We start from the raw sequence: 12,702 nt of genomic DNA, 5'->3' as shown, positions 1-12,702 counted from the left end.
ACAGGTCTGGCTGTAGAAGGCCTCATGATAGGCCGAGCCTGCGGCTCGCCTCAACTGAAGGGATGATCGGTCATGGCAGCAGAGAAGGTTGCGCTCGTTACCGCCGGCGGCAGCGGCATGGGGGCAGGGGCTGCGCGGCGGCTGGCGGCGGACGGGTTTCGCGTCGCGATCCTGTCGTCCTCCGGCAAGGGCGAGGCGCTGGCGGCCGAGCTCGGCGGGCTCGGCGTCACCGGCTCCAACAAGGAGAATGACGATTTGAAGCGCCTCGTCGACGGCGCCCTGGCGAAGTGGGGACGCATCGACGTGCTCGTCAACAGCGCCGGGCACGGGCCGCGGGCGCCGATCACGGAGATTACCGACGAGCAGTGGCACACCGGCCTCGACACCTATCTGCTCAACGTGATCCGTCCGACCCGGCTGGTGACGCCGATCATGCAGGCCCAAAAGGGTGGTGCCATCATCAACATCTCGACGGCCTGGGCGTTCGAGCCCAGCGCGATGTTCCCGACCTCGGCGGTGTTCCGCGCGGGCCTTGCCGCCTTCACCAAGATCTTCACCGACACCCATGCGGCCGACAACATCCGCATGAACAACGTCCTGCCGGGCTGGATCGACAGCCTGCCGCAGCTGGAGGCGCGCCGCGACAGCGTGCCGATGAAGCGCTACGGCAAGGTCGAGGAGATCGCGGCGACGGTCTCGTTCCTGGCCTCCGACGGCGCGGCCTACATCACCGGCCAGAACATCCGCGTCGATGGCGGGCTGACGCGCTCGATCTGAAGCACAGTCTCGAATCGCGCTTCTGGCGGCCTTGTCGTGATGCGACACGGGCATGCGTCACGCGCCGCTATTGATGGATGAGCCGTTGCTCCCCGGTCACACCCTTCATGCGTTCGCACGATCTGAGGCGCACACTACGTCACAGTCCTTGCGAACTGCGCCGCAGCCCAAGACGAGCAGCGGCACCCGCCCTATGCCCTAACTGCGCCGGTTGCCTTTTACCTGCGCGCATTCGAAACGCGAGGTCAATCGCGTGGGGCAAGGAGACTGAAATGAAGAAGTTTTTGCTGGCGGCTGCCTCGGTTGTCCTGGGCACCGCGTCCGTTCAGGCGGCCGATCTCGCGGCGCATTACACCAAGGCGCCGGTGATGGCGCCAGTCTATAACTGGACCGGCTTCTACGTCGGCGGCAATGTCGGCGGGCAGTGGGGCAGCGCGAACCCCGCCACCACAACGCTGTTTCCGGTGGCAGCCTATTTCGCGGATTCGAGCGTGACCGCCATCGGGACGGTCGGCGCCCAACACATCAACAGCTCCGGCGTGACCGGCGGCTTCACCGCCGGCTACAACTGGCAGGTCAACAACGCCGTGCTCGGCCTCGAGGGTGACATCAACTATTTCGGCTTCAAGGGCAGCGCGAGCAGCACGGCCGTGTATCCCTGCTGCGCGCCGACCACCTTCACCGACAATTCGTCGGTCTCGGCCGATTGGCTCGCCACCATTCGCGGCCGCATCGGCTTCCTCGCGACGCCGAGCTGGCTGATTTACGCCACCGGCGGCGCCGCCATCGCCGAGGTGAGGGGCAACTTCAGCTTCACCGACACCTTTGCTGGCGCGACCGAGTCCGGAGCGATCCGCGACACCCGCGTCGGCTGGACAGCAGGCGTCGGCGGTGAGTACGCCGTGGGCAACGGCTGGTCGCTGAAGGCCGAATATCTTTACGTCGATCTTGGCCGCAGCAGCATGACCAGCAACAATTTCAACGTCGGTGTGCCGTTGCCGGCCCAGACCTTCACCCATTCGGTCGATCTCAAGTCGAACATCGTGCGCGTCGGCGTGAACTACAAGTTCGGCGGACCGGTCGTCGCCAGATACTGATCCCGTTCCGATCCTGACGTGGAAAGCCCCGGCCTGGCCGGGGCTTTCTGTTGTGAAAAGGCTTTCTGTTGTGAAGCTCAGCCTGCGTGCGATGGCAGCAGATGCGCCAGCGCGGGCAGGATCTTGTAGCGCGCGATCTCGTGCGGGTACTCGCCGCGGTTGGCGAGCAGGACGATGGCGATCCGCCGCGACGGAACGAGGCCGATATAGCCGGACGCATTGTTGAGGCCACCGGGCTTGTCGATGACAGTGACGCCCGGCAGACGCACGCTCTCCCAGGCCATGCCCTGTCCGAACTTGTCGTCGATGCGGAAGACTTCACGCTGCGTCATCCGCAGCGCTTCGCGCAAATGCGGATCGATCGTCCGGCCGTCAACGCAGGCCGCTGCGAAGGTGGCAAGATCCCGGGCGGAGGAGAACATCTGGCCGGTGCCGGGAAAGTCAAAATAGCTCTGCTGATCGCCGATTGGGCCGATCGCCGTGCCCTGGTCGGAATAGCCCTGGACCACGCGCCGCGTCCAGGCCCCGTCCATGACGGCGCGATTGTCCGCGCCGCGCTCGGGGATGAAGCTGGCGTCCATGGCGAGCGGGCGCAGAATGCGGTGCTGGATCAGCGCACCGATCGGCATGCCGTAGCAGCGCTCGAGCACAAGCTGAAGCAGCACGTAGCCGGCATGGGTGTAGATGCGCTGCCGGCCGGGTGCGACACCGGGCGCCGGCGCGAAGGCGTTCAGCATCGCGACGAACTGCTCGCGCGTGAACTGATCGTTCGGCCACGGCGGATGGTCGGTCGGCAGCAACAGCCCCGAGGTGTGCGTGACGAGCTCGCCGACGCTGACGCGGCGGATGTATTCGCCGTCGAGCTCGGGAAGATATTTAGGGACGCGGTCGTCGAGCCGCAGCTCGCCGCGGAGCGTACCGAGAGCGACCAGCGTCGCTTCGAACGGTTTTCTTACAGACGCGAGGTTGAACAGCGTGTCCGGCGTCACCTTCCGTTTGGCGGCATCATCGGCAAGACCGTAGTTGAAGAACTCGACATGGCGTCCGGCATAGAGGGCGGCGGCAAGGCCGCCCGCATGGTCGGGCGTTACGGTCGGCGCCAGCTCGCTCGCGACGATGTCGCGCATCTGCGCGATCATGTCGGAATCCGCGGAGGCGCGGCGCGGGCGAAGCGCGATCGCGAGGGGAACAAGCGCGGCCCGGGCGAGCGCCCGCCGGGTGAACGATGATGATGTGACAAAAGACGGCACGTGCCCTGACGAACGATGCAATGGTGCCCCCGGTCTCATTAGCGGGAAGCGCCAGGCGGCCCAATTCACAATTGCGCGTTGTGGGTTCCGCATGCCACCTGCGATCAAATTACTTAGCTTGTGAGCTAACAATTGTTGACGTCCGCCGTTGGCCGTGTATAGTTAGCTTCATGGCTAACCAATCGCCCTGCCTCGACCAGGTTTTCGCAGCGCTCGCCGATCCCACCAGACGGGCGATCGTGATGCGGCTGTGCGCCGGCGAGGCCTCCGTCGGCGAGCTCGCCGATCCCTTCGCCATGGCGCTGCCGAGCTTCATGAAACACATTCATGTGCTGGAGACGAGCGGGCTCGTGCTGTCGGAGAAATCCGGCCGCGTGCGCACCTGCCGCCTTAGCCCGGATGCGCTGCTCGGTGCGGAGGACTGGTTCCAGCAGCAGCGCGCAATCTGGGAGGCGCGGCTCGACCGGTTCGAAGCCTACGTGATGAAGCTCAAGAAAGAGAAGGAGCGGGCGGCCGCCAAGCGGCCGTCCCGAACAACCAAACGGAAAGGTTCTGAGTGATGACGAATTCTGCCAATCCCGCTCTGTCGCAATGGTCGCTCGACCGTGAGATCGTGATGTCGCGCGTGATCGACGCGCCGCGCGATCTGGTGTTCGGGGCGTGGTCCGACCCGAAGCACCTGCCGCAATGGTTCGGGCCGAAGGGGTTCAAGGTCGAGACCTTCGAGATCGACGTACGCGTCGGCGGCGTCTGGCGCTTCAACATGATCGGCCCCGACGGCACGGTCTATCCGAACCGCATGCGCTTCCGCCGCATCGAGCGGCCGCAGCTGATGGAGATGGATCACGGCGTCGACCAGGACGAGGATCCCGGCATGTTCCGCTTCACCGTCACCTTTGCCGAGCAGAGCAATGGCAAGACCGTGCTGATGATGCGCCAGCTGGCCTCGAGCACCGCGCAGCGCGATGGCATGATCGGCTTCGGCGCTGTCGAATATGGCTATCAGACGCTGGACAAGCTCGCGGCCTATGTGGCGGGCATGAAGCGGTGAAGACAAAGCGGTCCCGGCGAAGGATTCCCCGGGACCGCTTTCGTACACCTCGAAGGATCGGTTTCCGAAGAGGGCGATCGACGAGGCAACTGAAGCGCGATGAGATCAGGATGAATCGTCATCGCGCTTTATTTATCATTTGAGCATGATCTCTTCGGAAACCGCCGCACACTTTTCCGGATCATGCTCTAGCGCCGCGGTGCGGTGCCGCTCGTCGGCGGAGTGGTCTCGTTGCGCATGCCTGGAGCGCTGGACGCGCCCTGTCCGCCACGTTGCGTATGGGTGATTCCGCCACTGCCGCCGCCTGAGCCGTCTCCAGCGCTTCCGCTTCCTCCGGCAGCGCCGCTGCCGCCTGCACCAGCACCTGCTCCCGCTCCGGCACCCGCCCCTCCGGCACCCGCCCCACCGGCGCCTGCACCTCCCGCACCACCCGCACCCCCGGCACCACCGCCGGCACCTTGTGCGACCGCTGCGCCGACTGAAGCACCAGCCAGAACGGCTGCTGTGAAGATCGTCAGAATTGTCTTACGCATGTTGCGTCTCCTGTTGCACATGACGGACCAATCACGCGCGACAGCAACCGTTCCTGCGCAAGACGTTCCGGGTGCATCGAACTGGAGGCCTACGACCCAGCGTCGGAACGTGTCTGCCAGCGCAAGTGCATTTCGTTCCAGAGACCGGACATCCATCGGGGACTCATGCAGCCCGTGATAAGGGGGAGGTAGGAAGGGACCACAGGAACGATCGCCCGCCTGCGGCTTTGCCGGTGATGACGCACATTATCTTCAGCGACTACCGCAACCCCGCCGCCGAGCAGGCCTATGAGATCGCCTGGAACTTTCTCACGCGGACGGGCGCCATCGGCGACGAGTTCGAGGCCTGCGTGTTCCTGGCACAGCGCATCACCATGATGGTCGAGGAGGGGCAGACGAACCGGATCCGGATGGCCAACCGCGCGATCTCCGAATATCAGCGCCATGTCGGCCAACGCGACGATGTCATCCGCAGCGGCAGCCGTCTTGCTGGAGGGCAATGAGCGCCGCAACGGCATTACGCTTCTCGCCGCCTCACTCCTTCGCTTCGTCCGTCACGATGTCGCCGAGCTTCTGCCAGCGCTGGCCGTCGAACTGCACCATCTGGAACTGCTTGTTGACGCGATAGTCGGTCGGCGTGGTCGTGACCGAGATCCCCGGCAGCGTCAGGTCGAGCTCGACGTTCTTGAGACTGGCGGCCTGCCGCATCACGTTGTCGCGAGTGAGGTCGTCGCCGCATTGCTTCAGCACCTGAACCAGCAGCTGGGCCGTGATGTACCCATAGACGTTCAGGTTCGAATCCTTGTCGCCGTCGGGATAGTATTTTGCCATGAAGGCGAGGTAGCGCTTCATGCCGGGATCGTCCTTCCATTCGGGATCGGCGGCATCCTTGACGTAACCGACGCTGACGACGCCCTTGGAATTATCCAGACCCGCCGGCTTCAGCACGGCGCTGAGCGAGGAGGCGTTGATGTCGATGATGTGCAGCGGCTTCCAGCCGATCTCGGCGACCTTCTTGATCGCCTGCGCCGCCTGTTTCGGCGTCGTGGCGCTGAACAGCACGTCGGCGCCGGCATCCTTCAGCCGCAGGATCTGCGAGTCGATCGTCGGCTCGGTGATCTCGTAGGATGTCTCGGCCACGATCATCTTCGCCTGGTCGCCAAGGCCGGCTTTGAGGCCGGTGAGATAATCCTTGCCGAGGTCGTCGTTCTGGTAGAGCACGCCGATCTTCGCGTTCGGGTGATTCTTCAGCAAATATTGCGCGTAGATGCGGCCTTCGACCAGATAGGAGGGATTGAATCCCATGGTCCAGGGAAAGTTCTTGGGATCGGTGAAGCGCGCAGCGCCGGTCGCGGCAAACAGCTGAGGGATTTTCTTGGCGTTGAGATATTTCTGCACGGCGACGTTCGGCGCGGTGCCGATGATCTGGAACGTCAGCAGCACCTCGTCGCTTTCGACCAGCCTGCGGGTCTGCTCCACGGTTTTCGGCGGCGAATAGGCATCATCATACTGGATCAACTCGACCTTGCGGCCGTTCACCCCGCCCTGGTCGTTGATCATCCTCATATAGGCGGCCTGGGTCTTGCCGATCACGGCATAGACGGAGGCCGGGCCGCTGAGCGGCACGGTCTGACCGACCCTGATCGCCGTGTCGGACGCGCCGGAATCGTATTTCTTCTGCGCCTGCACTGCCGCGCTCGATAGCGCGAGAAGCAGTGCGGAGGCCGCGATGTGTTTGAGCAGTGTGCTTGTCATGTCCGGTCCTTCCCGATTGCTATTCGCCCTTGAGACCGGCGTCGCGGATCAGCTTGGTCCATTTCTGGGTCTCGGCGTCGATGAACTGGCCGAACTCGGCCGCAGTGCCGGCGCGCACTTCGAGGCCCTGAGCGGTCAGCTTGTCCTTGATCCTGGGTTCGGCGAGTGCGCGCAGAACTTCGGCCTGAAACTTGTCGACGATCGCGCGCGGCGTCGTGGCGGGCGCCATGAAGCCGTACCAGCCTGCGGCTGCGACGTTGGGAAAGCCCTGCTCGCGCAGTGTCAGTGCCTGCGGGTAGAGCGCGCTGCGCTCGGGCGAGGCGACGCCGAGCACGATGAACTTGCCGCTCTGGATGTAGGGCAGGGCGGTCGGCAGCGCTGTCAGCGTAGCATCGACGCGGCCGGCGAGCAGCTCGGTGTAGGAGGCGGCATCGCCCCGGAACGGAATGTTCAGGCCCTTGACGCCGGCGTCGCGAAACAGGAGCTCTCCGGCGAGGTGCGGCTGCGAGCCGGCGCCGGGAGACGCGAAGGTCAGCCCATCCGGTTTCGACTTGCCGTAGGCGATCAGCTCGGGGAGCGTCTTAAACGGCGCGTCGGCGCTGATGATGAGGAAGAGCGGCGCGACCACGACCATCGCCACCGGCTGCAGATCCTTGCGGTCATAGGTCAGCTTGGCGAACAGCGCCTCGGCGGTCGCGTAGGGGGCCGCGACATAGAGAAGGGTGTAGCCGTCGCCCGGGGCATGGGCGACCATGTCATTGGCGATGCGGGTGCCGGCACCGGGCTTGTTCTCGACGATGAACTGCTGACGGAGACTGCGGCCGAACTCTTCGGCCAGCAGGCGCAACGAGATGTCGTTGGAGCCACCGGGCCCGTAGGGCGAGATCAGCCGCACCATGCGCGAGGGCCATGCATCCTCGGCCTGTACCGTCAGGCCTGAGCCGGCGGCGAGCCCGCCTGCGAGCGTGCCAAGCAGGGTTCGGCGTGTGACCTTGAATGATGTCACTGTTTTCTTCCTCCCTTTTTATTGTTGGTCTTCTTGTTAATTTCAGATCACCTTTCGCGCGGTGAGCCTTTCGATCTCCTGGTCCGAAAGGCCGAGCCAATTTCGAAACACCTCGTCATTGTCCTCGCCGACGTCGCCGGCGGCGTGACGCAACCGCGCGGGGTCATTGGTGAAGCGCGGAACGACATTGGTCATGGCAACCGTGCCGAAATGCTTGTCGACAACTCGGGTGATCACCTCGCGCGCCCTCACTTGCGGGTCGTCGGCGATCTGGTCGATCGAATAGATCGGGGCGAGCGTGCCCTGCGCGGCATTGAATCGCGCGAGGACCTCGTCGAGGGGATGGGCGGCACACCAGCCGGCGAAGATGTCGTTGAGCTCGGCGGCGTGCTTGACGCGCCGGTCGTTGCTGGCGAAGCGCGGATCGTCGATGAGATCGGGGCGTTCGATCGCCCGGCAGTTCGCCGCAAACAGGGCGTTGGTCGAACCTGCCAGCGTCACCCAATGATCGTCGCTGGTGCGAAACACGGCGGCCGGCGCCGAATAGCCGTTGGCATTGCCGGTGCGGCTGCGAACGGTGCTGAGCTGGTCGTGCTCGATGGCGAGGACGTCGAGTAGGCGGAAGGTTGCCTCAGTCAGCGAAAGATCGATCTCCTCGCCGGGCGCATTCGGGTCGCGTGCCCGTTTCCACAGCGCCGCGAGCACGCCGACTGCGCCGAACAGGCCGCCGATCGAATCCCCGATCGGGTATCCCGGATGGGTCGGTTCGCCGTCACTCTCCCCCGTGATGTAGGTGAGCCCGCCCATGGCCTCGAAGATGCGGGCAAAGCCGGGTCGCTCGCGATAAGGTCCATCCTGCCCGAAGGCGGTGGCGCGCAGGATCACGAGGCGCGGCTGGATCGACCACAGCACCTCCTTAGGCAAGCCCCAGCGATCGAGCGTTCCCGGACGGAAATTCTCGATCAGCACGTCGAAGCGCGGAAGCAGCTGCTTGAACAGCGCAAGTCCTTCCCCAGTGCGCAGATCGAGCGTGGCAAACTTCTTGTTGCGATTGGCGGCCTTCCACCACAGCGGCTTGCCGTCCTTGAACGGCGGAAACGACCTTACGCCGTCACCGTGTCCGGGCATCTCGATCTTGAGCACCTCGGCGCCGTAGTCGGCCAGCAGCGTGGCAGCGAACGGCGCTGCAATGATCGTCGCGATGTCGAGAACTTTCAGTCCCTCGAGCGGTCCAGCCATGTCATTTTCCGGCGCTTGTGATTTTCTTGGTCTTGCGCGGCGGCGCGAGCTCGGTCTGCCCGACGATGGCGCGGATGCTGTCGGCAAGCGCCGCGATGCGCGGGCCGATCTCGCCTTCCAGCTGGCCCGGCTGGAGCCGGAAGGCGGGGATGCCGCAATTGATCGAGAACGACTGCCTCGATTCGCTGGCGCGAAACAGCGGCGCGGCGACGGCATGGATGGAGGCCATGTACTCGCCCCAACAGGTGCAGAAGCCCCGGCTTTTGCATTGCGCGATCCCGGCCCGGTATTTGTCGCGAAAGGCCGACCACAGCTCGGGGTCTTCAGCACCGATGTTCCGCTCGAGCCGGTCTGCATCGGCCGGCGGCAAGGTCGCCGCCGCGGCGCGTCCCATGGCGGTCATCACCACGGGAATCGGCATGCCGATGTCCGGCGCGTGGGGTCCGACATCGCCGGAGCGCGCGGTCTCCACATAGATCATCGACGTCGCGTCGAGCAGGCCGATCGAGACCGTGCCGCGGACGCTAAGCGCCAGCTCCTGCATCATGGGCCGCGCCATCTGGCGGAATTGCATTCCGGCAAGCAGAGGATGCGCGATCCGCAGTGCCCGCGCAGCGACGCGGTACTTGGCGCGCTCGGCGTCGTAGCGGAGGTAGCCGAGCTCGGCGAGCGTGTGCGTCAACCGCGCCACCGTCGGCCGCGGGATGCCCGTCAGCGCCGACAGCTCCATGTTACCCAGCAGCGTGCTCCCGGCCTTGAACGCCTCGAGCACGACGAGTCCCTTTGCCAGTGTCGTCGCGAAGGCGGCGTCATCGACACTCTCGGCCAGCACTGCGGCGGCGGAGGAGAGCGGATGTCGCGGTTTGGATGAATCTCTCGGGGCCATCCCCGAATATCAGACGGTCAAATCGCTTCTGTCCAATAGATTCGACAGAATCGACGAAATTGTCCGATATGTGGACACTGATATCGCGTCGACGTCTTCGTTGAAGGACGCGCCGGACCGGGCCGCACACACAGATTTTTGTCGTGATTGCATGTCGTGTTGTGACAGGATTATTACGACGACATGTCAGATCGATAATTTGCGGAGCGGTTCATGTTGCAGTGGCAGGCGCGGTCAAATCCCCTCGCGTGGTGGTGGGGATCCCTCACGCTCGTGAGCGGCGCCAATATCCTGGTGTGGTTCATGCTCTACCGCGAATTCTACCCGACACCTGCGGGCAGCCTCAGTGGCGGCTCGGACATCGGGCTGATGTTGCTGCTGTGCGCCGGCTATGTGTTCGGCTGCGCGTTCCGCTCGTTCCTGCCGCGGGCCGACGTGCAGCGCATCTGCCTGTTCGACACCTGGCTATCGAGCGTCGTCGTTGGCCGAACGGTCGCGACCGTGGCCGAGCTCTGCTTCGTCGCGCAATGGGCCATCATCCTGCATCAGCTCGGCAAGATGACGGGCGCCGAGACCGCGGTGAACATCGCGCTCGTCATCGTGCCGATCATCATCATCGCGGAGTGCTTCTCCTGGTACGCGGTGGTGACGACCAACTTCCTCTACAACGCGATCGAGAACTCGTTGTGGGCGGTGACCTTCTTCCTCGCCGGCATCGCGCTGTGCCGCCTGATGCCGGAATTCCAGGGCGTGGTGCGCTGGGCGCTGATGTCAGGCATCGTCGGCATCGCCTGCTTCCTCGCCTTCCTCGTCACCGTCGACGTGCCGATGTATCTCAGCCGCTGGCGGGCCGGGCACGCCGAGGGCGGCAGGTTCCTGGGCTTCCTCGAAGGCCTGCATGACGTCTCGACGCGCTGGGTGGTGACCCACGACATCGCGCATTGGAAGGGCGAGCTGACCTGGATGTTCCTGTATTTCAGCGCCGCGGTGTGGTCGAGCCTGGCACTCTGCGCGCTCTATGCGATGGAAGGCTATCTGGCGCGGTATCTGGCCTGAACGATCAGGCCTCGCCGAGATCGGGCTCGGTCAACAGTCCCTGGCGCAAGGCCAGGCGGACCAGCTCGATGTCGGAGCCGACGCCGAGCTTGTCCTTGATCAGGGAATGCAGGTTCGCCACCGTCTTCGGGCTGACATGCAGCGTTTCTGCGATCTCCTCCGTCGTCCGCTCCGCGAGCAGCAGCCGCATCACCTCGAACTCGCGCGCGGTGAGGACGTCGGCGGCCGAGCTTTCGCCGCCGAGCCGGCTCAGCGCCAGCTCGTGGTCGATGTCGGGGCTGATGGCGATCTTGCCGGCGAGCACGTCCATCACGGCCCGCACCAGCGTTTCCGGCGGGCTGGTCTTGGTGACGTAACCCCTGGCGCCGGCGCGGATCGCCTGCACGGCGAAGCCCGCATTCTGATGCATGGTGAAGATGAGGATCCTGGCGCCCTTGTCCCATTGCCTGATCCGCCTGACCGCCTCGATGCCGCCGATGCCGGGCATGCTCAGATCCATGATGACGAGGTCGGGCGCCTCGGATTTGTACAGCCGGTAGGCCTCCGCGCCGTCGGCCGCCTCGGCGATGACGCGCAGGCCCGGCTGCTTCTGGAGCACGGAGCGATAGCCCTCGCGGACGACGGAATGGTCGTCGACCAGCAGGATGGAGGCATCGGCCGCGCTCATGCCGCATGCTCCAGCGCCTGCCGCTCGGCGGCGGTGAGCGGAATGACGACGCGCAGGGCCGAGCCGCCGTTGGCACCGACTTCGAAGCTCATCCGGCCGCGCAAAGCCGCAACGCGCTCGCGCATGCCGAGCAGGCCCATGCCGGATTTGACCGACGCATCGCTCGGCCGGCCATCGTCGTCGATGGCAAGCGCGATCTCGTCTGCCGCCATCGTCAAATGCAGGTCCACCTTGGTGGCGCCGGCGTGCTTGGCGGCGTTGGTCAGCGCCTCCTGCACGATGCGGTAGAGGTTGGCGCTGATCGCTGCGGGCAGAGTCTCGAACGCGCCGTCGAAATGGATCGAAAAGCGCGTCTCGCCGCGGCTGCGACCGTTCCAGCCCGCGACGAGGCCTTCCAGGCTCGCCACCAGCCCGAGCTCCTCGACGTCGGGCGGGCGCAGCCGGAACAGCGCACCGCGCAGCGTCTCCATCATGCTGGTCGCGGTCCGCGCGATACCGTCGCATTCGCCGAGCAAAGCGGGGCAGTCCTGCGCGGCGGTCTGGCGGGCGGAGGAGGCGAGCGCGCGGATGGCGGCCAGCGACTGGCCGAACTCGTCATGCAGCTCGCGCGCGAGATGGCGGCGCTCGTCGTCCTGGAGCGCGATCAGCTTGCGCGTCAGCTCGCTGCGCTCGGCGAGCGCATTGTCGAGGCTTTCGGCGAGATGGTTGAAGCCGTCGCGGATCGCGGAGAGTTCGGCCAGATCGAACGGCGGCAGCCGCGCCGAGAGGTCGTTGGCGGCGATCCGCTCGAGGCCGGTGCGGATCAGGCGGGTCGGGCGCAGCGCGCGCGCCAGCGCGGCGTAGACCAGCAAGCACAGCAGCGGCAGCGCGATCGCAAGCGCAATCATCAGGCGGCCGGCCTCGTGCCAGGCCTCCGCCGTCTGCACGGCCGGATCGACCGAGACCACGGTCTCGCCGAGCTTGGCGCCGCGCACGACCACCGGCCGTGCCGCTTCGCGGCCGGGGTCGAACAGGCTGCGATAGAAGGCCGCGAAGATTTGCGGCGACGGGCTCGCCGGGGCAGGCGCGCCGCTGCAGAATCGCTGGAGCATCTCGCCGCTGGGGCCACGGAAAGCCAGACACAGGCCGGGCGTCATCACATAGGCCGCGACGGGATCAAGGTTGGGAAAGTCGCGCGGGCCGGCCACCCACTGGATCTTGCCCTGTTGCAGCTCCAGCGACTTCGCCACGATCGCGGCGATGCCGTCGATGCGCGCGTGCACCGCGCGGTCGGCCGCGATCAGGAAATAGGCGGAGATTGCGGCGAAGCAGGCGGCCGTTATGGCGGCGACGCGCAACGTCAGACGGACCTTGAGATCGAATCTCGGGCGGTTCCACATCGGGCA

General features: G+C 65.3%; 13 protein-coding genes. 6 read left to right on the top strand and 7 right to left on the bottom strand.

Features of this window, described 5'->3' with window-relative positions:
* Positions 1–72 precede the first annotated feature (72 nt).
* Together GA0061098_RS15415 and GA0061098_RS15410 are read left to right on the top strand one after the other, a co-directional pair.
* Positions 73–777, top strand: a complete 705-nt coding sequence (locus GA0061098_RS15415) for an SDR family oxidoreductase (RefSeq protein WP_091957212.1) — start codon at positions 73–75, stop codon at positions 775–777.
* A 272-nt stretch (positions 778–1,049) separates the two neighbouring features.
* Positions 1,050–1,874 (top strand): outer membrane protein, encoded by an 825-nt coding sequence (locus tag GA0061098_RS15410; RefSeq protein ID WP_091957210.1) that lies wholly within the window; start codon positions 1,050–1,052, stop codon positions 1,872–1,874.
* Positions 1,875–1,951: 77 nt separating this feature from the next.
* Here GA0061098_RS15410 and GA0061098_RS15405 read toward each other — a convergent pair whose 3' ends face one another.
* Positions 1,952–3,013 (bottom strand): serine hydrolase, encoded by a 1,062-nt coding sequence (locus tag GA0061098_RS15405; RefSeq protein ID WP_165637380.1) that lies wholly within the window; start codon positions 3,011–3,013, stop codon positions 1,952–1,954.
* Between the two features lie 281 nt (positions 3,014–3,294).
* Between GA0061098_RS15405 and GA0061098_RS15400 the strand changes: the two genes are divergently transcribed.
* The 3 genes from GA0061098_RS15400 to GA0061098_RS15385 all read left to right on the top strand — a co-directional run bounded on the left by GA0061098_RS15400 (position 3,295) and on the right by GA0061098_RS15385 (position 5,211).
* Positions 3,295–3,684 (top strand): ArsR/SmtB family transcription factor, encoded by a 390-nt coding sequence (locus tag GA0061098_RS15400; RefSeq protein WP_091957204.1) that lies wholly within the window; start codon positions 3,295–3,297, stop codon positions 3,682–3,684.
* On the top strand, positions 3,684–4,175 hold the full coding sequence (locus GA0061098_RS15395; RefSeq protein ID WP_165637379.1) for an SRPBCC family protein: 492 nt from the start codon (positions 3,684–3,686) through the stop codon (positions 4,173–4,175). The genes GA0061098_RS15400 and GA0061098_RS15395 overlap by 1 nt, the downstream gene beginning before the upstream one ends.
* 769 nt (positions 4,176–4,944) lie before the next feature.
* Complete coding sequence (locus tag GA0061098_RS15385) at positions 4,945–5,211, top strand: hypothetical protein (protein WP_091957198.1); 267 nt, start codon at positions 4,945–4,947, stop codon at positions 5,209–5,211.
* A gap of 31 nt (positions 5,212–5,242) precedes the next feature.
* On the opposite strand, the gene GA0061098_RS15380 is transcribed toward GA0061098_RS15385, so the two are convergent.
* From GA0061098_RS15380 to GA0061098_RS15365, 4 genes are read right to left on the bottom strand one after another with little or no spacing between them, the layout of a single operon-like run.
* Positions 5,243–6,463, bottom strand: a complete 1,221-nt coding sequence (locus GA0061098_RS15380) for an ABC transporter substrate-binding protein (RefSeq protein ID WP_091957195.1) — start codon at positions 6,461–6,463, stop codon at positions 5,243–5,245.
* Between the two features lie 19 nt (positions 6,464–6,482).
* Entirely contained in the window at positions 6,483–7,469 is a 987-nt protein-coding gene (locus GA0061098_RS15375; protein WP_091957192.1) for a Bug family tripartite tricarboxylate transporter substrate binding protein, read from the bottom strand.
* Between the two features lie 42 nt (positions 7,470–7,511).
* Entirely contained in the window at positions 7,512–8,708 is a 1,197-nt protein-coding gene (locus tag GA0061098_RS15370) for a CaiB/BaiF CoA transferase family protein (RefSeq protein WP_091957189.1), read from the bottom strand.
* A gap of 1 nt (position 8,709) precedes the next feature.
* The gene (locus GA0061098_RS15365; protein WP_091957187.1) at positions 8,710–9,594 is read right to left on the bottom strand and encodes an IclR family transcriptional regulator; all 885 of its coding nucleotides are present in this window, start codon (positions 9,592–9,594) and stop codon (positions 8,710–8,712) included.
* A 213-nt stretch (positions 9,595–9,807) separates the two neighbouring features.
* On the opposite strand from GA0061098_RS15365, the gene GA0061098_RS15360 reads away from it, so the two are divergent.
* The gene (locus tag GA0061098_RS15360; RefSeq protein WP_091957185.1) at positions 9,808–10,650 is read left to right on the top strand and encodes a hypothetical protein; all 843 of its coding nucleotides are present in this window, start codon (positions 9,808–9,810) and stop codon (positions 10,648–10,650) included.
* A gap of 4 nt (positions 10,651–10,654) precedes the next feature.
* Here GA0061098_RS15360 and GA0061098_RS15355 read toward each other — a convergent pair whose 3' ends face one another.
* Both GA0061098_RS15355 and GA0061098_RS15350 read right to left on the bottom strand, forming a co-directional pair.
* On the bottom strand, positions 10,655–11,317 hold the full coding sequence (locus tag GA0061098_RS15355; RefSeq protein WP_028140919.1) for a response regulator: 663 nt from the start codon (positions 11,315–11,317) through the stop codon (positions 10,655–10,657).
* Complete coding sequence (locus GA0061098_RS15350; protein WP_091957182.1) at positions 11,314–12,696, bottom strand: sensor histidine kinase; 1,383 nt, start codon at positions 12,694–12,696, stop codon at positions 11,314–11,316. Before GA0061098_RS15350 ends, GA0061098_RS15355 begins: the two co-directional genes overlap by 4 nt.
* Positions 12,697–12,702: the final 6 nt, after the last annotated feature.

Source organism: Bradyrhizobium shewense, from assembly GCF_900094605.1.
In the GTDB taxonomy this organism is placed as follows: domain Bacteria; phylum Pseudomonadota; class Alphaproteobacteria; order Rhizobiales; family Xanthobacteraceae; genus Bradyrhizobium; species Bradyrhizobium shewense.
The sequence above is the reverse complement of the archived record's forward strand: the minus strand, read 5'-3'. Positions and strand labels throughout refer to the sequence as shown.

Excerpts from the sequence above, each read along its gene's own strand:
- GA0061098_RS15415 (WP_091957212.1), top strand. The coding sequence starts at position 73 with ATGGCAGCAGAGAAGGTTGCGCTCGTTACCGCCGGCGGCAGCGGCATG.
- GA0061098_RS15410 (WP_091957210.1), top strand. The coding sequence starts at position 1,050 with ATGAAGAAGTTTTTGCTGGCGGCTGCCTCGGTTGTCCTGGGCACCGCG.
- GA0061098_RS15405 (WP_165637380.1), bottom strand. The coding sequence starts at position 3,013 with ATGATCGCGCAGATGCGCGACATCGTCGCGAGCGAGCTGGCGCCGACC.
- GA0061098_RS15400 (WP_091957204.1), top strand. The coding sequence starts at position 3,295 with ATGGCTAACCAATCGCCCTGCCTCGACCAGGTTTTCGCAGCGCTCGCC.
- GA0061098_RS15395 (WP_165637379.1), top strand. The coding sequence starts at position 3,684 with ATGACGAATTCTGCCAATCCCGCTCTGTCGCAATGGTCGCTCGACCGT.
- GA0061098_RS15385 (WP_091957198.1), top strand. The coding sequence starts at position 4,945 with ATGACGCACATTATCTTCAGCGACTACCGCAACCCCGCCGCCGAGCAG.
- GA0061098_RS15380 (WP_091957195.1), bottom strand. The coding sequence starts at position 6,463 with ATGACAAGCACACTGCTCAAACACATCGCGGCCTCCGCACTGCTTCTC.
- GA0061098_RS15370 (WP_091957189.1), bottom strand. The coding sequence starts at position 8,708 with ATGGCTGGACCGCTCGAGGGACTGAAAGTTCTCGACATCGCGACGATC.
- GA0061098_RS15365 (WP_091957187.1), bottom strand. The coding sequence starts at position 9,594 with ATGGCCCCGAGAGATTCATCCAAACCGCGACATCCGCTCTCCTCCGCC.
- GA0061098_RS15360 (WP_091957185.1), top strand. The coding sequence starts at position 9,808 with ATGTTGCAGTGGCAGGCGCGGTCAAATCCCCTCGCGTGGTGGTGGGGA.
- GA0061098_RS15355 (WP_028140919.1), bottom strand. The coding sequence starts at position 11,317 with ATGAGCGCGGCCGATGCCTCCATCCTGCTGGTCGACGACCATTCCGTC.
- GA0061098_RS15350 (WP_091957182.1), bottom strand. The coding sequence starts at position 12,696 with ATGTGGAACCGCCCGAGATTCGATCTCAAGGTCCGTCTGACGTTGCGC.